The sequence below is a fragment of the Pectobacterium actinidiae genome (assembly GCF_000803315.1).
Classification (GTDB): domain Bacteria; phylum Pseudomonadota; class Gammaproteobacteria; order Enterobacterales; family Enterobacteriaceae; genus Pectobacterium; species Pectobacterium actinidiae.
In genome coordinates this window covers 2304254-2326438 of record NZ_JRMH01000001.1, presented here as the reverse complement: position 1 = coordinate 2326438, position 22185 = coordinate 2304254, and the positions used below count along the sequence as shown (strand labels likewise).

Genomic DNA, 22185 nt, shown 5'->3' with positions numbered 1-22185 from the left:
TAACCGCCCGCATGAAGCCTTCTATTGTTGCTAAACTGGAAGCGTTACAAGAACGCCATGAAGAAGTCCAGGCGTTACTCGGTGAGCCCAGCGTCATCGCTGATATGGATCGTTTTCGCGCGTTGTCGCGAGAATATGCGCAGCTCACTGATATTACCGGCTGTTTCCAACAATGGCAGCAGGCGCAAGAGGATCAGCAGACCGCAGAAATGATGCTGGACGATCCTGAAATGCGCGATATGGCACAGGAAGAGCTGAAAGAAAGCAAAGCGACGATTGAAGCACTGGAGCAGCAGCTTCAGGTGCTGTTGTTGCCGAAAGATCCCGACGATGAGCGCGGCTGTTTCCTGGAAGTGCGCGCCGGAACAGGCGGTGATGAAGCGGCGATCTTTGCCGGTGATCTGTTCCGTATGTATAGCCGTTATGCTGAAGCACGCCGCTGGCGTGTTGAGGTGGTGAGCGCCAGTGATGGTGAACATGGCGGCTATAAAGAAGTCATCGCCAAAATCTCTGGTGACGGCGTGTACGGCCAGCTCAAGTTTGAATCCGGTGGCCATCGCGTGCAGCGCGTTCCCGCGACTGAATCTCAAGGGCGGATTCATACTTCGGCCTGTACCGTCGCCGTGATGGCGGAAGTGCCGGAAGCGGAGATGCCAGACATTAACCCAGCGGATTTACGCATCGATACTTTCCGCTCTTCTGGCGCAGGCGGTCAGCACGTTAACACCACCGATTCCGCCATCCGTATTACCCACTTGCCAACCGGTATTGTCGTGGAGTGTCAGGACGAGCGTTCACAGCACAAGAACAAAGCCAAAGCGCTGTCGGTGTTGGGGGCGCGTATTCGTGCCGCAGAAGTACAGAAGCGTCAACAGGAAGAGGCATCAACTCGCCGTAACCTGCTCGGTAGCGGTGACCGTTCCGACCGTATCCGTACCTACAACTTCCCGCAGGGAAGGGTGACCGACCACCGCATTAACCTGACGCTTTACCGACTGGATGAAGTCATGGAAGGGAAGCTGGACACGCTGATTCAACCGGTCGTGCAGGAATACCAGGCCGATCAGCTTGCTGCGTTGTCCGAGCAGGAATAATGACGTATCAGGACTGGTTAGTCTCTGCCGTCGCGCAACTTGCGGCGGGCGAAAGCCCGAGGCGAGATGCGGAGATTTTGTTGGGTTTTGTGACCGGAAAGGCTCGCACGTTTTTGCTAGCGTTTGGTGAAACTGAGCTGAACGCGGCCGAGCAACAGCAGTTAACTGAATTGCTGGCGCGCCGTGAACAGGGAGAACCTATCGCCTATTTGATCGGCGTGCGTGAGTTCTGGTCACTGCCACTGGCTGTTTCACCCGCGACGCTGATTCCTCGACCTGATACCGAGTGTTTGGTCGAACAAGCTTTGTTACGCCTGCCTCAAACGCCTTGTGCTGTGCTGGACTTAGGCACCGGAACCGGAGCGATCGCGCTGGCGCTGGCGAGTGAAAGGCGTGATTGCCAGGTGACTGGCATTGATGTTCAACCCGATGCCGTTGCGTTAGCGACAAAAAATGCCCAGCAATTGGGGCTCGACAACGCCCGCTTCTTGTCAGGAAACTGGTATTCACCGCTTGATCAGTCCCGCTTTGCGCTTATCGCCAGTAACCCACCGTATATCGATGCGGATGATGTGCATCTGTCGCAGGGAGATGTCCGTTTTGAACCTGCCAGCGCGCTGATTGCCGCTGACAACGGACTGGCTGATTTACGCACGATTATTGAATCCGCTCCACATTATCTGGACGCCGGTGGCTGGCTGTTACTGGAACATGGCTGGCAGCAGGCTGATGCGGTGCGTCAGCTCTTGCAGGTACGAGGATTTACACAAATAGAAACCTGTCAAGACTATGGTGGCAATGACCGCGTGTCGTTAGGACGCTGGTTGCATACCCCAATTTATTAGGAGCAATGGACGTGATAACGCTTTACCCAGCCACGATATATCTGCATCTGGCAACGGTTGGTATCAGTATTTCCCTGTTTGTGATTCGTTTTTTTTGGCTGTGCCGACAATCGGCTATGCTGCAACAGCGCTGGGTGAAAATCCTGCCGCATATTAACGACACCTTGTTATTGATCAGCGGTATTGGTTTAATCACGCTTAGCCATACGTATCCGTTTACTCCCGAGCAAAGCTGGCTGACGGAAAAACTGTTTGGCGTTATCATTTATATCCTTCTTGGCGCTATCGCCTTGGGGAAACGCCCCCGTAGCCAGAACGTTCGCTGGTTGGCGTTTGTATCTGCTTTAATATGCTTTGGTGTGGTCGTGCTGCTGGCACTGACACAGTCACCGTTGCTGATGGAATAATTATGAGTGCTATTGCTGATTTTGAATTCAACCAGTCACGGCTAAGTGATGGTGTCGTGTTGGTTTCACAGGCGATTCGCCGCGACTTTCCCGCTCAGGATGTGCGGCAAAATCTGCAACACTTGGTTGAGAACGCTCGAGCCGCTATTCCTGACGACCTTGAGCAAGATCTTCAGCTTGAAAAGCTGATTGAGCTGTTTTATCACACCTGGGGATTCGGCGGTGCGGGCGGCGTTTATCGTCTGTCTGATGCGCTGTGGCTGGATCAGGTGCTTGAGTCTCGTCAGGGCATGCCCGTATCGCTTGGCATCATCTTTCTACATATCGCCAATGAACTTGGGCTGCCATTGATGCCGGTGATTTTCCCGACGCAGCTGATTCTGCGTGCCGACTGGCTCGATGAAGAGATGTGGCTGATCAATCCGCTCAATGGCGATACGCTGAGCGAGCATGTGCTGGAAGTCTGGCTGAAAGGTAATATCGGCCCGTCAACCCGCCTGCTGGATGAAGATCTGGATGAGGCTGAAAATGTTCTCATCGTGCGTAAAATGCTCGACACGCTGAAAGTCGCCCTGATGGAAGAAAAACAGATGGAGCTGGCGTTGAGGGCCAGCGAAGCGGTATTGCAGTTTGACCCAGACGATCCCTATGAAATCCGCGATCGTGGCCTGATTTATGCTCAACTGGATTGTGACCATATTGCGCTGTCCGATCTCAACTATTTCGTTGAACAGTGCCCGGAAGATCCGGTGAGTGAAATGATAAAAGTACAGATTCACTCGATAGAGCAAAAACAGATTGTCTTGCATTAAAAAAACAGTCTTACATTAAGAAACCGTTTTGCAGTAATGCTACGTTAATTTATTTCCCGACATGAAGGTAAAAGTATGACGAATAAAGTGGTCAAGATAGGGGATATCCCCGTCGCCAACGATCTGCCTTTTGTGCTGTTTGGCGGCATGAATGTTCTTGAATCACGCGATCTGGCGATGCGCATTTGTGAGCATTACGTCACGGTCACGCAGAAGTTGGGCATTCCTTACGTGTTCAAGGCGTCATTCGATAAGGCTAACCGCTCCTCGATTCACTCTTACCGTGGTCCCGGTCTGGAAGAAGGGATGAAAATCTTCCAGGAACTGAAACAGACCTTTGGCGTAAAAATTATCACTGACGTGCATGAGTCGCATCAGGCACAGCCTGTTGCCGATGTGGTTGATGTGATCCAGCTTCCTGCGTTTTTGGCGCGCCAAACCGATCTGGTGGAAGCGATGGCGAAAACGGGTGCGGTAATCAACGTGAAAAAACCGCAGTTCGTCAGCCCGGGTCAAATGGGGAACATCGTCGATAAATTCATCGAAGGTGGCAACGATCAGGTGATTCTGTGCGATCGCGGTAGCAACTTCGGTTACGACAATCTGGTTGTCGATATGTTGGGCTTTAATGTCATGAAGCATGCTTCCAACGGTGCGCCGGTGATTTTTGATGTTACCCATGCGCTACAGTGCCGCGACCCGTTTGGTGCGGCGTCCGGTGGCCGTCGTGGACAGGTGACCGAGCTGGCGCGTGCTGGTATGGCCGTTGGTTTGGCTGGGTTATTCATTGAAGCGCACCCGGATCCTGCAAATGCGAAGTGTGATGGTCCATCTGCGCTGCCGCTGGATAAGCTGGAGCCGTTCCTGCAACAGATCAAAGCGATTGACGATCTGGTGAAAAGCTTCCCAGAACTGGATACCAGCAAGTAAAAAGCGTGGCAGATCTGTGTGCTGATGAAGAAAGATTCTAAGAGCGCACAAATTTCGATCATCCAAACGATGATTGTCTATTATCGTTTGGATGAAAAATAGTAAAATGTGATGTCGATCTAGTTACACCCCCTCATTTCCTTCTCGTTATTCTTAAAATCCCTTTAATTTGCGTCCGTTTATCCATGTTTTTTACATGGAATTAGATTACAGCTATTGATGTAATAGGTATCGAGCGCTCACGACTTTCTGTTTGCATCGGTAGAGTATCTCTATTCCGGCTGGCCGGAATACCTTGTTGGCTGAGGCGAGGAAATAGAACATCGCCAACGCGGCAGGGAATGGACTTCACGACAATAATGAGGACAGCGTTATGAATTATCCCTTTGTGAGCAATCTCTTTTTCTATAAAAAAAGTACCGCAATGGTTTTGCTGGGACTTTTTGCCTCTTCGGTTAGTGCGGCGACGTTGACGCGCGATAATGGCGCACCGGTTGGTGATAATCAAAATTCACAAACAGCGGGTGATAATGGCCCGGTGCTTTTGCAAGATGTACAATTGTTGCAAAAGTTGCAACGATTTAACCGTGAGCGCATTCCCGAACGTGTTGTTCACGCTCGTGGTACAGGGGCTTATGGCGAATTTAGCGCGACTGCGGATATTTCCGATTTAACCGTTGCTGAGGTGTTTAAGTCAGGAAGTACGACGCCGGTTTTCGTTCGTTTTTCTAGCGTGGTTCATGGGAACCATTCACCGGAAACATTACGCGATCCGCGTGGATTCGCGACTAAATTCTATACCGCTCAAGGAAATTGGGATCTCGTAGGCAATAATTTTCCTACATTCTTTATTCGGGATGCGATTAAATTTCCAGATATGGTGCATGCTTTTAAGCCTGACCCAAGAACTAATTTGGATGACGATGCCCGTCGATTCGATTTCTTTTCCCACGTCCCCGAATCCATTCGTACGTTAACGCTACTCTATTCCAACGAGGGCACGCCTGCCACTTATCGCAATATGGATGGTAATGGCGTACACGCTTATAAGTTAGTGAATAGTAAGGGTGAAATCCATTACGTCAAATTCCACTGGAAAACGCTGCAAGGGATCAAAAACCTCGATCCGCAGCAAGTTGAGCAGGTGCAGGGCAAAGATTACAGCCACATGTCTAACGATTTAGTGTCTGCAATTAAACGTGGCGATTACCCTAAATGGGATCTCTATATTCAGGTACTTAAACCAGAGGATTTGAAGAAGTTTGCTTTCGATCCGCTGGACGCGACAAAAATCTGGCCTGACGTTCCTGAACGAAAAATTGGACAAATGGTGCTGAATCGAAATCCTGAAAATATTTTTCAGGAAACGGAACAGGTAGCGATGGCACCTTCCAATCTGGTGCCGGGAATAGAGCCATCGGAAGACAAATTGCTTCAAGGGCGGTTGTTTGCCTATGCCGATACCCAAATGTATCGCATTGGAGCCAACGGGCTCAGTCTGCCGATCAATACGCCTCGCACTGGCGTCAACAATGGTAATCAGGATGGCAGCCTGAACAGTGGGAAAACGCAGGATAAAGGCGTCAACTACCAGCCTAGCCGATTGTATCCTCGTGAGGAGTTAGTTTCAGCACGTTATAGCCACTCGCCATTACAAGGCAGCACGACACAGAGCAAAATCCAACGGGAGCAAAATTTTAAGCAAACGGGCGAATTGTATCGTTCCTACAGTGAAAAAGAGCGTACCGATCTGGTTAATAGTCTGGGGACAGCCTTAGCCACGGCTGATAGAGAAAGCCGCGATATCATGCTGTCGTATTTTTATAAAGCTGATATGGAGTATGGTTCACGCCTGACTACGGTGGCGAAAGCGGATCTCGACACGGTGAAAAAGCTGGCTGAGAAACTGTCTGACTAAGCGTACTCACTGGCCTGCGTCATGAGTGACGCAGGCTCCGTTTACCTCAAGGAGGAAAGACAGTGAAAACACTATTGCTGATTTTTGGATTGTTCGTCGCAATTCCACAGGTGGTGCAAGGCGAGGAAACGGGGCTGAGAGAAACCGAAGTCACCTCATCGCTTAATCAATATCTGTGGGATGCAGCCCGACATGGCGATCTGGAAATACTTCAGACGTTTATCACATCGCACTACAATCTGAATGTGGCTGATGAAAAGGGTTACACTGCGGTAATCCTCGCGGCTTATCATGGGCATGACACCGCGGTGGACATATTGATAAAAGCGGGAGCCGATCCATGTCTGCATGATAAACGTGGGAATACTGCGCTAATGGGCGCGGTTTTTAAAGGTGAGATAAAAATCGCACGCCGATTGATTGCCGCAGAGTGCAACCCAGATGAGCGCAATCATGCAGGACAAACGGCGGCGATGTACGCTTCACTGTTCCAGCGTTCAGAGCTTTTAAAAGTGCTGAAAGAGAAAGGGGCGGATTTTGAGATAAAAGATGCGAATGGCAATAGCGTGGAAACGCTGAAGAAGGGGGGGTTTGCTACCCCATAATGTACAACCCGCATTGCTGCGGGCTGTTTCATTGATCTTATTTATAAAGGTCAGCGCTGATAGTCATGTTGTTACCGTTGCCTTCCCACTGTCTGGTGATGTGGTAGTACTTGGCACCTTTCTCGCCCGCGCGTTTAGCAACGGCTTCTGACACCTGGGTCATGTTGGTGTAGTTGCCGCGGAATTTAATCGAATCGAAAGGCACCATCTGTGCAGCCGTGGCATTGTTCAGTTCCTGAATCTTGGAACCATCTGATAACGTTACCGTGTAACGCCCACCTTTTGACGATTGCGTTTCGAAGAAATTACCTACGTTACGGCTAGGGCTGCCAGAGTTGGCAACACCAGGAATTTCCACTTTTGCAGCTTCCGCACCACCCGCAGCTAACGCTGCACGGCCTGCGTCAGAATCTGCTGGGATGACGTCGGTACTCTGAGTCTGACGCTTCGGTGCATCGGCTTTATAAATGTAGGCGGTAATTTTTTGGTTGCCACTATTCGAGTTCACATCAACCTGACGGACGATGTAAAACGAATCGGCATTTTTCTCTTTTGCTGCTTTCGCAATGGCGTCATTGACTTCCGGCTGGCTACGGAAAAATCCACCAATGGTTACCGTGTCATACGGTTCCAGCCCGTAAGCCACATCTTTCGGCAGTTCTTTCACACCGTAGAAGGTGCGGAATTGGGCATCCTGATTTGCCTTAGGCGCATCCTTGCGATACAGATCCACAGTGACATTCCAGTTTCCACTCGAATTAGCGTCATCCATCGCTTGCACATAAAACGACTCTGCACCCAACTTGTCGGCGCGTTTTGAGGCTGCGGCTACCGCTTCATTGATCGCATTAAAACGTCCTTTAAACGTAATTCGTTCAAAGGGTTGCAGGGATTCGGCCTGCTCAGGCGTAAGTTCCTGTGCAGCCTGCGCTGAAAATGCCGAGAGTGATAACAACAATGTGGATGCAATAACAGTAGTCTTCAGCTTCATAAAAAATCCTTTCGCCTTCCTGCCACTCGAATTATTTAAGGTATAGCAATCAACCTGTAACGGAATAGGGCTGATTATCGCACGGAATAAATTCTTGTGCTTTAGCATTTTCAGCGGGCTAAAAAGCCGTGATACTTCGGCCTGGAACAAGAAAAGTGCTAATAATAACGGTTAATGATTGTTTTGACATCATAAGGGATATTTATGCAATTTATCGCATTAACAACCATGTAACACATCGTTTTTGTGAAACAGCCCAGAAAAATACTTCTGTAATAATGCTACAAAAGGCAGAGAAGAGCATGATTTTCGACCAAGAAAGGCTGACAGAACCTGTGATAACTCGGCTTTTCTGTGAAATTCATTTTATTTATGGATCATCGATCACATTTTCAGTACGTTATAAATGAGTTCGCCTACAGTGAGACGCCTCAAAAAAGCGTGTGGCAAGCAGATGAGAAGACCCTCTTCCTGGCGTGTGAATGCGGGGATACAGGGTGCAGTTGGTCTTGGCGAATTCGTATAACAGAATAGGGTGAGAATAATAATCTTCGTTAAAAATAAGCGAAAAGGGTATCAGCATGCGTATTGGTGTACCAAGAGAGCGGTTGGCCAATGAAGCCCGTGTAGCAGCGACGCCGAAAACGGTTGAACAACTGCTGAAACTGGGTTTTACGGTCTCGATAGAACGTGAAGCGGGAAAACTGGCAAGTTTTGACGATGCGGCATACGAAGAAGCCGGTGCGTCGATTGTTGACAGTGTGGAAGTCTGGCAAGCCGATATCGTCCTGAAGGTGAATGCGCCACAGGATGATGAAATTGAACTGACCCGTGCAGGCAGTACGGTTGTCAGCTTTATCTGGCCAGCGCAAAACCCAGAACTGCTGGAGAAGCTGGCTGCCCGTCAGGTGACGGTGATGGCGATGGATTCCGTGCCGCGTATTTCGCGCGCGCAGTCACTGGATGCGCTCAGCTCAATGGCCAACATCGCAGGTTATCGTGCCATCGTTGAAGCTGCTCACGAGTTTGGCCGCTTCTTTACCGGACAGATCACCGCCGCAGGTAAAGTTCCGCCTGCTAAGGTTATGATTATCGGTGCCGGTGTGGCCGGTTTGGCCGCGATCGGCGCCGCAGGTAGCTTAGGGGCTATCGTTCGTGCTTTTGATACCCGCCCTGAAGTAAAAGAGCAGGTCAAAAGCATGGGGGCTGAGTTCCTCGAACTCGACTTTGAAGAAGAAGCGGGCAGCGGCGACGGCTATGCCAAAGTCATGTCTGAAGCCTTTATCAAAGCGGAAATGGAACTGTTTGCCGCTCAGGCGAAAGAAGTCGACATTATTGTCACTACCGCACTGATCCCTGGAAAACCGGCTCCGCGCCTGATCACCAAAGAAATGGTGCTGAGCATGAAGCCCGGTAGCGTGATTGTCGATTTAGCGGCACAAACGGGCGGGAACTGTGAACTGACCGTTGCCGATCGCGTCACCGTGACGGAAAACGGCGTCAAAATTATCGGCTATACCGATTTACCTAGCCGTCTGCCGACGCAATCCTCACAGCTTTACGGTACCAACCTGGTTAACCTGCTGAAATTACTCTGCAAAGAGAAAGATGGCGAGATCGATGTCGATTTTGACGATACCGTGATTCGCGGCGTGACCGTCATTAAAGAAGGTGAAATCACCTGGCCAGCACCGCCGATTCAGGTTTCAGCGCAACCACAGCAGGCAAAACCTGCCGCCGCGGTGGTGAAGGAAGAAGCCAAACCGACGTCGCCGTGGAAGAAATATGCGTTCCTCGTGATCGCCATCCTGCTGTTTGGCTGGCTGGCCGACGTGGCACCTAAAGAGTTCTTGTCTCACTTTACCGTTTTTGCGCTGTCCTGTGTGGTGGGCTATTACGTTGTCTGGAATGTCAGCCACGCATTGCACACGCCATTGATGTCAGTCACTAACGCAATATCAGGCATTATCGTTGTCGGAGCATTGTTGCAGATCGGCCACGGCGGATGGGTGTCGTTCTTCTCGTTCATTGCCGTATTGATCGCCAGCATCAATATTTTCGGTGGTTTCACCGTGACTCAGCGCATGCTGAAAATGTTCCGTAAAAACTAAGGGGTAACACATGTCTGGTGGATTAGTAACTGCTGCATACATTGTTGCCGCAATTCTCTTTATTTTCAGTTTGGCTGGGTTGTCCAAGCACGAAACGTCGCAACAAGGAAACATCTTTGGTATCAGCGGGATGGCGCTTGCGCTGATCGCGACCATTCTGGGGCCTGATTCTGGCAACGTGGGGTGGATCATTGTTGCTATGGCGATCGGTGGATCAATCGGTATTTATCTGGCGCGTAAGGTTGAAATGACCGAAATGCCGGAACTGGTCGCGATTCTTCACAGCTTTGTGGGCTTGGCCGCGGTGCTGGTTGGCTTTAACAGCTTCCTCGATCACGGTGAAATTACCGACCCAGTGATGGTTAATATCCATTTGACGGAAGTCTTCCTGGGTATCTTCATCGGTGCTGTGACCTTCACGGGCTCGGTTGTTGCTTTCGGCAAACTGCGCGGGAAAATCTCTTCCAAGCCATTGATGCTGCCTCATCGCCATAAAATGAATCTGGCGGCGATGGTTGTGTCCTTCCTGCTATTGCTGGTTTTCGTCAATACGGGCAGCGTAGCGTTGCAGGTACTGGCGCTGATTCTGATGACGGCGATTGCACTGGTATTTGGCTGGCACCTGGTTGCATCCATTGGCGGTGCGGACATGCCAGTTGTCGTTTCTATGCTGAACTCCTACTCTGGTTGGGCGGCAGCGGCAGCGGGCTTCATGCTCAGCAATGACCTGCTGATCGTGACCGGTGCGCTAGTGGGTTCTTCTGGTGCGATTCTGTCTTACATTATGTGTAAAGCGATGAACCGTTCCTTTATCAGCGTGATTGCCGGTGGTTTTGGTACGGATGGCGTCTCCTCTGGTGAGAGTGAAGAGGTGGGGGAATACCGTGAGGCTTCAGCGGAAGACGTGGCTGATTTACTCAAGAACTCAACTTCCGTCATCATCACACCGGGATACGGTATGGCTGTCGCGCAGGCGCAGTACCCTGTGCATGACATCACCGCAAAACTGCGTGCGCGTGGCATCAACGTTCGCTTTGGTATTCACCCGGTTGCAGGGCGTCTGCCTGGTCATATGAACGTACTGTTGGCTGAAGCAAAAGTGCCTTACGACATCGTGTTGGAAATGGATGAAATTAATGACGATTTCACCGATACCGACACGGTGCTGGTCATTGGTGCGAATGACACCGTTAACCCGGCGGCGCAAGAAGATCCACACAGCCCAATCGCTGGCATGCCAGTGCTGGAAGTGTGGAAGGCGCAGAATGTTATCGTGTTCAAGCGTTCTATGAATACCGGTTACGCTGGCGTACAGAATCCGCTGTTCTTTAAAGAGAACACGCAAATGCTGTTTGGCGATGCCAAAGACAGCGTTGAGGCGATTCTGAAAGCGCTGTAAGCGTGGTGTCGAAAGGGGCGAAATCGCCCCTTTTTTACATCTCAAGTATAGCGATGCATATCATCGCCAAAAATAATGCCAGCACGGAGGCTGGCATTATTTGATGTTGAGCCCAGCAATCAGCTGTTATCGCTGTCTTCTAACGTAACCGGTGACACGAAATCATCGGGTTTGATGGCAAGTAAATCGCATTTCAAGTGATCGATAACATGCTCGACGGTGTTGCCGATAAACGCAGCGGAAAGGCCGGTTCGGCCCAGCGACCCTAACACCACGACACCCGCTTGCAAATGCTCGGCCAGGTCGGGAATCACTTCTTCTGGCAGCCCTTTTTCTACGTGCGTCACGCGTTCATCCAGGCTGAACTTCTGACGCAGGGATTTCATGGCGATAAGGTGCTGCCCCCGAATCGCATCGTTGTAGACGCTGGGATCGAAATCCGGCAGTTCAATGGCGATGTTAATGGGGGTAACAGGGTAGGCACCAACCAGATGAACATCGGTCTGGTCAACATGCTGCGCCAGTTCCAGCGTTTCCGATACCAGTTTGATATTGAGCGGATCGTGGTACGGGTCTTCGCTGGCCAGATTGACGGCAACTAGCGCACGCCCTTCGACTGGCCAAGGCTGATCTTTTACCATCCAGACGGGGCAAGGGCATTTGCGCAGTAACTGCCAGTCGGTTGGCGTAAAGATAACGGCTTCCAACCGATCGTGCTGATGTGCCATTTTCAACAACAGGTCGTGTTGCCCGGAAATCACTTCCCGAATGATGGCTTCAAAGGGTTTATTGTGCCACACCACTTTGATTTCTATCGGAACGCCCGCTTCAAGGTAGTATTTACACTGTTCCGCAATCCATTCGGTTCGCTGCTGAATAACGCCCTGACGCATTTCCACCCGTTCATCGGGGGAAAGCAGGGTGGTCATTTCATAAGAGAAATCATAAATCGGCAGAAATGCCTTGATACGGCCGCCAAGTCGCTGAACCAGGTAAACCGCCCGACGCAGCGCTGGTTGGTCATCCTGATTTGGGTCAATAGCTACCAGTAAGTTCTGATACTTTGCCATAGCTCCTCCAAACAGCTGTTACTCCACAGCCTGTCATTCAAGAGTACCGCAATGGAATCGTTTTGGACAACAGAGATAAGCCGGAGAATAACAAAATAGGAAATATCACGGAGGGGGCGGAAAAGTGGGGAAGAACATTGACGCTGCCACGGTAAAAAAGTGGCAACGTCAAATAGTTAAGCTGGAAATATTACTTGCGTGAAGAGCCTGCTAATTCGGAAAGTGCATCAAGATTCTCGATTGTGATGTATTTTCCTTTTACCGCCAGCGTCCCGCTTTTCTGGAAACGCCCCAGCAGACGGCTGATGGTTTCAACGGTCAACCCCAGATAGTTGCCGATATCACCACGCGTCATGGTCAGACGGAATTCACGTGGTGAGAAACCACGTTGGGCGAAACGGCGGGAGAGGTTATAGACAAACGCCGCCAGACGCTCTTCTGCGTTCTTTTTCGACAACAGCAGAATCATGTCCTGATCGCCACGGATTTCACCGCTCATCAGGCGCATCATCTGCTGACGCAGGTTAGGCATTTTCCCTGAGAGATCGTCCAGCGTCTCGAAAGGAATTTCGCAGACCATTGACGTTTCCAGCGCCTGTGCGAAGCTCGGATGTTGAGCCGTACCGATAGCATCAAAGCCGACCAAGTCACCCGCCAGATGAAAACCGGTGATCTGCTCGTCGCCTTGCTCCGTGATGGTATAACTTTTTATCGTACCGGAGCGGATGGCGTACAACGATCTCAGTTCATCGCCAGCCTTAAACAGCGCCTGCCCCTTCTGGATAGGCTTCTTCCTTTCAATGATGTTGTCGAGCTGATCGAGCTCGTGTTCATTCAGGGTGAAAGGGATGCATAGCTGACTGATACTGCAATCCTGACAGTGGATTGCACAACCGCCAGACTGGATGCGTCGGATAATTCGCTTTTCCGGGATCATAGGCTTTGCTCAGGCAATAATTGATATTGGTCAATTTTAACAGCTTTTATCGGCTCTGATAAGAGCGGTAATCATCGGAATAGACCAATAAATAGTGAACTAACTATAGTTTTTCGTTTTTTCTGGGAAATATTTCGATATATAAAACGCGTGCGAAGATAATATTTTTTTCCATTACGTTACCGAACGGTTAACACGTTGATTAATCCGAATTGCTTACGATGATAAGCAATTCGGAGGGCATTTCCGCGTGTCGCAACGCGCAGAATTATAACGGTAAACTATTCAGTCGCGGTAAATAGCTGTCGAGGTAAATAACCTTCGTGAGTAAGCAACCACTGCTTACGGTGAATGCCACCGGCATACCCAGTCAACGCCCCACCAGTACCGATGACGCGATGGCAGGGAACCACGATACTGACAGGGTTGGAGCCGTTTGCCATGCCGACTGCACGTGCTGCGCCAGTGCGTCCCAGGAGCGTCGCAAGTTCGCCGTACGTGGTAATTTCTCCACAGGGGATGCGACGTAATTCCTGCCAGACCTGCTGTTGAAATTCGGTCCCTACGGAAGCAACGGGCAGCGTATCAATAATAGCTAATTCACCCTCAAAATAGCGTTGCAGGCTGTCAGTCAGACCACCGGGATTATGTCGCGGCTGTAACGAAAAGGGATCATTTCGATAACTGCGATTAAGTACGCGAAATAAATCGTCTTCATACTCGCGCCACTCGACGGCACGCAAATGATTATTTTCATCCGCAATAATCAATAACTCCCCAAGCGGGGTAGCCAGAGTGTCCTGAAAAAAAGTCTGCATAGTGATTCCTTACGCGCTTATCGCTTTCTTGCTTCTCTCATGAGTGACGTGCCGATTATCCGGCATCCTCAGACGGATTGAAAATAAAGTTTGAATGTGGCGAACGGCACCACGTTAGAACGAATCCCGTTAACGTATGAACACTTAAGAGAGGTCATGCACATCCAACGCGGGTATGGGAATTAACCATCCAATATTATCAATAAAATCAATTATTAATAGAAAAAGCACTCAATTTGTATTTATGAGAGCTGGAGCATGCCAATCTTCATTTTTTTGCCAGATAACATCATCACATGGCAATAAAATGAAGGTGAACGATGTTGGGATGCTCTATTTTTTTATGGCAAAGGCATAAGCGTGTGGGTGGTTTGCCATAATGAAAATCACGCTACCAGTCCTTTATCGATACGTGCCAGTCAATCCGGTGAGCGGTCCTACGTTATTTGGAGGAAATGCGCAGAATGAAAAAAAAATATGCCGTAGTGGGAACGGGAGGCCGCGCTGGCCTTTATCTGGAGTCAATTGCCAGGGATTATCAGGATCAGGGACTGTTTGTTGCTTTTTGCGATACAAATCAGACGCGAATGAATTATGCCAACCAGCTTGTCCATAAATATGGACACGATAATGTGCCGACGTATCGCGCCGAACAGTTCGAGCAGATGATCGCGGAAACCAAGCCGGATGTGGTTATTGTGACGTCTCTGGATCGGACGCATCATCACTATATTATCCGGGCAATGGAATTAGGTTGTGATGTCATCAGCGAAAAACCGATGACGATTGATGAAGAAAAATGTCAGGCGATTATCGATGCGATTAACCGTACCGGCCGTAAATTACGCGTCACCTTTAATTACCGCTATGCTCCGCATCACAGCAAAGTCCGTGAGTTGATTGCCGCTGGGTTGATTGGTGAAGTTTATTCTGTTCATTTTGAGTGGCTGTTGAATACTGAGCACGGGGCGGATTATTTCCGCCGCTGGCACCGTGACAAACGTAATAGCGGCGGGTTGTTGGTACACAAATCCACGCACCATTTTGATCTGGTAAATTTCTGGCTTAATAGCGAACCGGAAACGGTCTATGCGCAGGGTGATTTACGTTTTTACGGTAAAGCGAATGCTGAAGCGCGCGGTGTCACAGAATTTTATTCCCGCTCACATAATAGCGCGGCGGCAGAAAACGATCCGTTTGCATTGCATATGAATCAAAGCGAACAGCTCACGGCCTTATATTTAGACGCCGAACATGAAGATGGTTATTACCGCGATAAAAGCGTGTTCGATGACGGGATTAATATTGAAGATGTACTGGGTGTGATGGTGCGTTATAAAAGTAAAGCCATCATGACGTATTCATTAAATGCCTATTTGCCCTGGGAAGGGTTGAACGTGGTGTTTAATGGCAGCAAGGGCCGGTTGGAAATGAAACTGGTAGAAAAATCTTATGTAAACGGAGGCGGACAAAAAGAGGATGAAGGTGCGCTGGATGACTGTGAAATCAAGATCTATCCGATGTTTGACGCGCCTTATGTCGTACCGGTTGAATTTAAAGCGGGCGGACACGGCGGCGGCGATCAGGTCATGTTAAACGATCTGTTTGGTACACCGGAACCCGATCCATTACATCGCGCAGCAGATTATCGTGATGGTGCAATGTCTATTTTAACGGGCATTGCTGCTAATCGATCATTACGCACCGAACTGCCAGTGAAAATAAGCGAACTGGCCGTTAACCTGAAAAGAGGGAATTAATCAGAGTACCTGCCATTTCAGGCAGCAAACGCTTCCGCATCCGTAGTACCTGTCTGTCCGAATACTGGCAGACAGGTGGAAACCTCCGAATACTATTATAAGGGTTCTATTATGGCGAAAACACGGAACAAATTATCTCACCTACTCCTGCTCTGTGCTGCGCTTCCCGTGGGCGCGGCATTCTCTCACTCTGCTGATGCCGCCGAAATCCGTATCTCCTGGTGGGGTGGCAATCAACGGCATGAGGCGACACTCGCTGCTATTAACGCGTTCCAAAAAGCCAATCCGACGATTACCGTCAAAGCCGAATATGCTGGCTGGGATGGCTATCTTTCCCGTCTGTCAACGCAGATGGCCGGGGGGCAGGAGCCTGATGTTATTCGTATCGACTGGAACTGGCTGCCGCAGTTTTCGCGCAATGGCGACGGTTTCTATGATTTGAACAAGCAAAAAGACATTCTGGGGCTGGGGGAGTTCCCGCCTAACTACCTGAAAACCTCGGACGTAAAAGGGAAGCTGCAAGGTCTCCCGATTTCGATGACGTCTCGTAGCATGATTTACAACAAAACGACCTGGGATAAGGCAGGCGTCGCCTACCCGCAAACCTGGGATGAGCTGTTTGCCGCTGGTCCGGTGTTTAAACAAAAACTGGGCGACAATTATTACCCGCTCGGCGTCGCTCAAGGTTCAAGCGATGTGCTGGATATTCTGACGCTCGGCCGCAGTTACATGGCACAGAAATACGGCATTGATCTGATCGATGAGAAGAAGCAGAGCATTGCCTATAGCCGCGATCAGGTACGCGAACTCTTCGGCTTTTATAAAAAGCTGGTTGATTCCCATGTGATACCCGATCAGCGTTATTTCTCCTCGTTCGGCCGTACCAACGTCTATGAGATTCGCCCCTGGATTAACGGCGAATTAGCTGGGATGTATTTATGGGATTCTGCCATCTATACCTACTCCAGCAATATGCCAAAGGATGCTGTATTAGAAACAGGGCCGTTCCTCACCATGCCAGATGCTAAAGATTCCGGGCTGACCACCAAGCCGTCTTCGCTGTTCGCTATCAGCAAAAACAGTAAGCATCCTAAGGAAGCGGCGATGCTGATGAGTTTCATGCTGAGTAACCCGGAGGGCGTGAAGGCGTTAGGGTTGCAAAACGGGATGCCTGCTAACCCGAAAGCGCAAAAATTGCTGGAAGATATCGGCGTGATCAACCCCGGTAACCTGTTAGCGAATGCCTATCGGGCGGCTGCGGAGCAACCTGCGTCTAAGGTGCCTGTTTCACCGTTTATGGAAAATCAGGAACTGGTTCAACTGTGGACGAGTAGTCTGCAAAAGCTGGATTACGGTAACGGGGAAGTGAATAAGGTTGCCGATGATTTCCTGAACAGCGCTAACCGCATATTAAAACGCGCGATTCGATAACTAACGATTGGTAATGTGCGATGCCGTGTTACGAAGGATATACGGCATCGCACGTCTCCTTACTTAATCACACCACATGCCATTCTTGCTCCGCCACCGCCCAGTTTTGCGGGAGCATCCGCGTAGTTGTCCCCGCCGACGTGTACCATTAACGCGTGATTTTTCACCTCAGACAGCGATTTTATCCGGGGAGCCAACAGTGGATAAGTTGACGTGCCGTCCGCATTCACTACCAATCCGGGTAGGTCACCCAAATGTCCCTGATCGTTATAAGGGCCAAGGTGTTTACCGGTCTTTTTTGGATCGAGGTGGCCGCCCGCCGCCAGGGCGGGAACCGATTTACCGTCTTGTTCGGCGGGCTCACAGCTGGCATTTTCATGCACGTGGAACCCGTGAATACCCGATTCCAGTCCCTGCAGGTGTGGCGTGAAAAGCAGGCCATAGGGTGTTTCCGTGATGGATATCTCACCGATACTGCCGCCCGCACCGGTAGGCAGTGCTTCATGCAGCGTCACCGTGGTGCTTGCCGCGAAGGTGGAACAGGAAAAAAACACGCCTGTCAGGATAAGTGCCTTCAGTTTCATTGTCTTTTGCCTCTTAGGTTTGAGTATTAAGGATCAACCGTTACGCTTTTTGATCATGGTCTTTCCGCAGTGAGTTGTACCGTGCTGATGGTGCGTGCGCGAAAGCCCGCTTCACAATAACAAAGGTAAAACACCCACAGGCGCTGGAAAGGTTCATCAAAGCCCTGAGTATTCAGCGTATGCCACTGCTGATAAAAGCGCTGCCGCCATTCGCTGAGGGTGCGGGCATAGTCCTGACCGATATCAAACAGATCGCGGGTAATAAAGTCGGTATGCCGCGTCATGGTGGTCGTCATCGCGGTAATTGAGGGCAGAAAACCGCCGGGAAAAATGTAGCGTTGGATAAAATCGACATTTCGACAGTAATGGCTGTAGCGCTGATCGGCAATTGTGATCGCCTGAAGCACCATGCGGCCTTGTGGACGGAGCAATTGCTGGCAGCGTTTGAAGAAGGTGGGTAAATAGGCTTTTCCGACCGCTTCGATCATTTCGACTGACACCAGCTTGTCATACTGACCGGTCAACGCGCGATAATCCTGTAACAGCACCGTCACTTTATGGCTCAGCCCCGCTTGCTGAATGCGCTCAACCGCGTAGTCATACTGCTGTTGTGACAGCGTGGTCGTGGTGACGTGGCAGCCATATTCACGTGCGGCCAGTTCGGCTAATCCTCCCCAGCCGGTGCCAATCTCCAGTAAATGATCGGTTTCACAGAGCGCCAACTGTTCGCAGAGACGGCGCAGCTTGGCGCGCTGTGCGTCTTCCAGCGTCATTTCGGGTTGCTGATACCAGGCGCTGGAGTAGAGCATCTCGCTATCGAGAAAGCTGCGGTAAAAATGGTTACCCAAATCGTAGTGAGCGGCGATATTTTTCTGCGCCTGCTGTGGACGGTTACGGCGACACCAATGGATAAACCGATGAAATGGCCCCGTCAACCAGCCAAAACGCGTTTCTAGCGTATCGACTAGCGCCTGATTCTGCGCCAAAAGTTGGAGAACGAGCGTGAGGTTGGTTGAGCTCCAATCACCATCGATATAGCTTTCACCGGCAGCGATACTTCCCCCCAGCAAGACGCGGCGATAAACGCGATGGTTATGTATCGTGATATCGCCTTGCAGCGTCGCATGTTGATCCCCGAATAACGTTTCATTGCCTTCTGGTTCGCGAAGGCGCAAACCTCCGCCGTCTAGTCGACTCAGCAGAAGAAATAGCACTTTTCTGGCCCGAGTATAGCGAGCGGTATTGCTCGGGTGACGCACCAACTCTGTTTCCGTTGAACTCATGGGGTATCCTTTTTTCCAGACTGCGGATGAGGATAAACGGGCGAGCGTTTAATCCACAGTTTCAAAGCCTGCCAATATATGGTGCAGGCGGTTTTCATCGTCATTAACGGCAGAGACCAAAGTTGAGCACGTAGGGCGGCGCGAGTCAGTGGCTGACGATGCAGCACCAGCGTCGCGTCAAACTCGCGACCTTGTCTGTGGTTCTCGATGTGGATCCTCAGACGCGCGTTGGGTGGCGTGAGTCGCCAGTGATACACCATATCCATCGGGTTAAAAGGCGACACATGAAACGCTTTGGAAACGGGCGTAGAACCATCGGGGACGACAGCATAGGTATGACGTTCGTTCCAGGGGGTATTCCGCACTTCTGCCAATAACCAGCGTAGTTCGTTATGCGCATCGTACAAATAATAGAAATTGACCGGATTGAAATAACAGCCCAGATAGCGTAGCTGACATAGCAGCAAAACCTTCCCTGTGAGGCGTTCACCGGTCAGTTCCGCAATCCGATCCTGCGCTTTGGTTTTGATATCGCCGCCACCGAGGTAATCGCCGCGACAAAATGAGGCAGGGGAAAAGCGCTCTAAGGCAATCCCCGCATGCGGCAAGGCGGGGATCTCATCTAAATCGATTAACGTCATGAATAACGCATAGTCAAAACGATGTGTAACGGGCGTAAAGCGTCGATGGCGAACCTTGCCAACATACAAGGCGCTATTCATATTGCACCCCCTGATGAAGGAGGTTGACCACATCCAATGCGCTTTTGACGCCGTCTTCATGAAAACCGTTGTACCAATAGGCACCACAAAACCAACTGCGGTTGTGCCCATTAATACGTTCGCGCTGCTGTTGGTGTTCTGTCGTCTGTTGGGTAAACACCGGGTGATGATAAATCGCGTGGTGCAATATTTTATTGGGGTCGATGTCCTGCTGAGGGTTCAGCGAGACACAGAAGGTCGTGGATGAACGGATATTTTGCAGGATGTTCATGTTATAGGTCACGGAGGCCCGCACGCGGCTAAATGCCTGATCGACTGGCAGGCGGTAATTCCAGCTCGCCCATGCCCGCTGGTTATGAGGCAACAGCCGGGTATCGGTATGCAAAATCACACGGTTAGGCTGATAGCGTATGCCACCTAGGATACGCTGCTCCTCGGGCGTACTCGTTTCCAGCAGCGCCAGTGCCTGATCGGAATGGCAGGCAAAAATAACCTGATCGAACCGATACGCCTGCCCAGAGGTCTGTACAGTAACACCGGCATCATCGCGTATTACCTGATGGACGGGCGTCTGGAGGTGGATCGTCGCCCGATCGTGGATACGCTCTGCGAGTCGCCGCACATACTCCCGTGAACCGCCGGGAACCACCATCCATTGTGGGCGATTGACCAAATCCAATAGCCCGTGATGGTTGAAGAAAGTCAGGAAAAGCGACAGAGGGAAGTGCCGCATATCCTCCAGCGACGACGACCAGATCGCCGCGCCCATCGGCAAAAGATAGTGCTGGGCAAAGAACGGTGAGAATTTTTCCTGCTGCAACAAATAGCTTAGCGTCAGCCCCTGATAATCGCCGTTGGCAAGATACCGCTTGCAGACGCGGTTAAAGCGCACAATCTCCGCCACGAAACGATAGAAACGGAGGCGGAACAGGTTGCCGCGCTGGGCGAATAATGTGTTTAACGTATGACCGTTATATTCCAGACCGGAAACGGGGTTACTGACCGAAAAGCTCATTTCTGTTGGCTGACCGGTTAACCCCAATTCATCCAGTAATGCAATAAAATGGGGATAGGTCCGCTCGTTATAGACAATAAATCCGGTATCGATGGCGTAGGTGACGTCATCCTGAACGACATCGACCGTTGCCGTGTGGCCACCCAGATAATCGTTCGCCTCAAACACCGACACCTGAAAGCGATCGGATAACTTGAGTGCGCAGGTTAAGCCAGAAATGCCGCTGCCAATAATGGCAATCTTCATACGTTTTACCTTACTAACCGGCTGGCGAGCAGACGTTGCCATGACTGTGGGAGGACAGAAATCACGTTGAGCAATAGCGCAAAGCGTAGAGGAAAGGCGATTTCTCGTTTTTTCTTTGCCAGACCACGACGAATAGCCTCTGAGGCGTCCGACACGGAAATCAGCATCGGCATCGGGAAGTCATTACGTGCAGTCAGCGGAGTATCGACAAAACCGGGCAGGATAAGCGACACGGTGATATGGCGAGACTGCAAATCCAGCGACAGGCTGCGGGCGAAATAGGCTAGCGCCGCCTTTGAGGCACCATAGGCCTCCGCTCTTGGCAGCGCAACGAGGCTGGCGGTCGAGCCAACCAGCGCCAGGTGGCTACCGTTGGCAAGCTGCGGCAATAACACCGACAGGCAATTCACCGGGCCGATCACGTTGGTTGTCAGTACCCGACTGACTTTTTCCGCTTCAACGACGCCGTTATCCAGATATTCACAGGTTCCCGCACTGAGAATCACCAGATCGGCCGTGACGCCGTCCAACGCCTGCTGCGTATCCGCCAGGTTCGTCATATCAAATGCCAGTGTTCGAATGGTTGGGAAGGCGGCAGTTAATGCGTGAAGTCGTTGTTCATCACGCCCACAGGCGAGGACATCCCAGCCGTCGCTGGCATAATCCCGTGCCAGTTGCTGGCCGATTCCTGAGCTTGCCCCGGTAATCAATACACGTTTCATGTCTGCATTCTTGATTTCAGGTAACGGATGAGCGAACCAAGCAGGGGGATATGCTGATAAAGCATGTCGCCCATATCGTAATAGTCACGGTGGTAGATAACTTTGTTGTCGGCGAAGAGCAGGTGGCTACAGCCCGCTAATGTCAGCGGCGCGTTACGCTTTAACGACGGATGGGCATAGTGCATCGTCCAGAACATCGTCGCACCGCCGCGGAAGGTATGGACATCGGCGATGTCGAACTGACAGTAGCTCATACTGTCGAGTGAATGAGAAAAATAGCGATGCAAAGCATCCAACCCATGATGACTGGAAATAGGGTCGATAAAGTGAATATCCTGATGATAGATATCACCCAGCTCCGTTAATCCTTCAGCGGTTAGCTCTCGATAAAATGCCCTTATTTTCAGCAAAATAGGTTCGTATTCATCGTTTTCTACCGCGATGCCTTCTTCCTCACGCGCTTTTTCTATCGTCACAACCACTCC

Annotated in this window: 21 protein-coding genes; 11 read left to right on the top strand and 10 right to left on the bottom strand. The window is 50.6% G+C overall.

Annotation, left to right across the window (positions count from 1 at the left end):
• Positions 1–11: 11 nt before the first annotated feature.
• The 7 genes from prfA (at position 12) to KKH3_RS09835 (ending at position 6611) form a co-directional block, all read left to right on the top strand.
• The gene (gene prfA / locus KKH3_RS09865; protein WP_039358760.1) at positions 12–1094 is read left to right on the top strand and encodes a peptide chain release factor 1; all 1083 of its coding nucleotides are present in this window, start codon (positions 12–14) and stop codon (positions 1092–1094) included.
• Positions 1094–1939: a peptide chain release factor N(5)-glutamine methyltransferase gene (prmC, locus tag KKH3_RS09860; protein ID WP_039358758.1), complete on the top strand. Its 846-nt coding sequence runs from the start codon at positions 1094–1096 to the stop codon at positions 1937–1939. Before prfA ends, prmC begins: the two co-directional genes overlap by 1 nt.
• A 5-nt stretch (positions 1940–1944) precedes the next feature.
• A complete protein-coding gene (locus tag KKH3_RS09855) occupies positions 1945–2346 on the top strand; it encodes a SirB2 family protein (RefSeq protein WP_010274936.1) in 402 nt (133 codons plus the stop codon).
• Positions 2347–2348: 2 nt separating this feature from the next.
• Positions 2349–3158, top strand: coding sequence for an invasion regulator SirB1 (gene sirB1 / locus KKH3_RS09850; protein WP_039358754.1), 810 nt, complete (start codon positions 2349–2351; stop codon positions 3156–3158).
• A gap of 75 nt (positions 3159–3233) precedes the next feature.
• Positions 3234–4088, top strand: coding sequence for a 3-deoxy-8-phosphooctulonate synthase (gene kdsA, locus KKH3_RS09845; RefSeq protein WP_010274945.1), 855 nt, complete (start codon positions 3234–3236; stop codon positions 4086–4088).
• 424 nt (positions 4089–4512) lie between these two features.
• The gene (locus tag KKH3_RS09840; RefSeq protein WP_052201377.1) at positions 4513–6006 is read left to right on the top strand and encodes a catalase; all 1494 of its coding nucleotides are present in this window, start codon (positions 4513–4515) and stop codon (positions 6004–6006) included.
• A 62-nt stretch (positions 6007–6068) separates the two neighbouring features.
• Positions 6069–6611 (top strand): ankyrin repeat domain-containing protein, encoded by a 543-nt coding sequence (locus KKH3_RS09835; protein WP_039358751.1) that lies wholly within the window; start codon positions 6069–6071, stop codon positions 6609–6611.
• Between the two features lie 37 nt (positions 6612–6648).
• Here the strand turns inward: KKH3_RS09835 and ydgH are convergent, their stop codons facing one another.
• Positions 6649–7602: a DUF1471 family protein YdgH gene (gene ydgH, locus KKH3_RS09830; RefSeq protein WP_039358748.1), complete on the bottom strand. Its 954-nt coding sequence runs from the start codon at positions 7600–7602 to the stop codon at positions 6649–6651.
• Between the two features lie 581 nt (positions 7603–8183).
• Here ydgH and pntA point away from each other — a divergent pair.
• Together pntA and pntB are read left to right on the top strand one after the other, a co-directional pair.
• On the top strand, positions 8184–9713 hold the full coding sequence (gene pntA, locus KKH3_RS09825) for a Re/Si-specific NAD(P)(+) transhydrogenase subunit alpha (protein WP_039358745.1): 1530 nt from the start codon (positions 8184–8186) through the stop codon (positions 9711–9713).
• Between the two features lie 10 nt (positions 9714–9723).
• On the top strand, positions 9724–11112 hold the full coding sequence (pntB, locus tag KKH3_RS09820; protein WP_014915422.1) for a Re/Si-specific NAD(P)(+) transhydrogenase subunit beta: 1389 nt from the start codon (positions 9724–9726) through the stop codon (positions 11110–11112).
• Between the two features lie 119 nt (positions 11113–11231).
• On the opposite strand, the gene uspE is transcribed toward pntB, so the two are convergent.
• From uspE to ogt, 3 genes are all read right to left on the bottom strand, one after another.
• Positions 11232–12182 (bottom strand): universal stress protein UspE, encoded by a 951-nt coding sequence (uspE, locus tag KKH3_RS09815; RefSeq protein ID WP_039358742.1) that lies wholly within the window; start codon positions 12180–12182, stop codon positions 11232–11234.
• 190 nt (positions 12183–12372) lie between these two features.
• On the bottom strand, positions 12373–13119 hold the full coding sequence (gene fnr / locus KKH3_RS09810; RefSeq protein ID WP_010274971.1) for a fumarate/nitrate reduction transcriptional regulator Fnr: 747 nt from the start codon (positions 13117–13119) through the stop codon (positions 12373–12375).
• Between the two features lie 281 nt (positions 13120–13400).
• A complete protein-coding gene (gene ogt, locus KKH3_RS09805; RefSeq protein ID WP_039358739.1) occupies positions 13401–13937 on the bottom strand; it encodes a methylated-DNA--[protein]-cysteine S-methyltransferase in 537 nt (178 codons plus the stop codon).
• A 464-nt stretch (positions 13938–14401) separates the two neighbouring features.
• On the opposite strand from ogt, the gene KKH3_RS09800 reads away from it, so the two are divergent.
• Complete coding sequence (locus tag KKH3_RS09800; RefSeq protein WP_039358735.1) at positions 14402–15697, top strand: Gfo/Idh/MocA family oxidoreductase; 1296 nt, start codon at positions 14402–14404, stop codon at positions 15695–15697.
• Between the two features lie 111 nt (positions 15698–15808).
• Positions 15809–17128, top strand: a complete 1320-nt coding sequence (locus tag KKH3_RS09795; RefSeq protein WP_039358732.1) for an ABC transporter substrate-binding protein — start codon at positions 15809–15811, stop codon at positions 17126–17128.
• Positions 17129–17187: 59 nt separating this feature from the next.
• On the opposite strand, the gene sodC is transcribed toward KKH3_RS09795, so the two are convergent.
• From sodC to KKH3_RS09765, 6 genes are read right to left on the bottom strand one after another with little or no spacing between them, the layout of a single operon-like run.
• Positions 17188–17712 (bottom strand): superoxide dismutase family protein, encoded by a 525-nt coding sequence (gene sodC / locus KKH3_RS09790; protein WP_039358728.1) that lies wholly within the window; start codon positions 17710–17712, stop codon positions 17188–17190.
• Positions 17713–17765: 53 nt separating this feature from the next.
• Entirely contained in the window at positions 17766–18995 is a 1230-nt protein-coding gene (locus tag KKH3_RS09785) for an SAM-dependent methyltransferase (RefSeq protein WP_039358725.1), read from the bottom strand.
• Positions 18992–19717: a DUF1365 domain-containing protein gene (locus KKH3_RS09780; RefSeq protein ID WP_039358722.1), complete on the bottom strand. Its 726-nt coding sequence runs from the start codon at positions 19715–19717 to the stop codon at positions 18992–18994. The genes KKH3_RS09785 and KKH3_RS09780 overlap by 4 nt, the downstream gene beginning before the upstream one ends.
• Positions 19710–20978: an NAD(P)/FAD-dependent oxidoreductase gene (locus KKH3_RS09775; RefSeq protein ID WP_039358720.1), complete on the bottom strand. Its 1269-nt coding sequence runs from the start codon at positions 20976–20978 to the stop codon at positions 19710–19712. The genes KKH3_RS09780 and KKH3_RS09775 overlap by 8 nt, the downstream gene beginning before the upstream one ends.
• 5 nt (positions 20979–20983) lie before the next feature.
• A complete protein-coding gene (locus tag KKH3_RS09770) occupies positions 20984–21700 on the bottom strand; it encodes an SDR family NAD(P)-dependent oxidoreductase (protein WP_039358717.1) in 717 nt (238 codons plus the stop codon).
• Positions 21697–22176: a nuclear transport factor 2 family protein gene (locus tag KKH3_RS09765; protein WP_039358715.1), complete on the bottom strand. Its 480-nt coding sequence runs from the start codon at positions 22174–22176 to the stop codon at positions 21697–21699. The genes KKH3_RS09770 and KKH3_RS09765 overlap by 4 nt, the downstream gene beginning before the upstream one ends.
• Positions 22177–22185 lie beyond the last annotated feature (9 nt).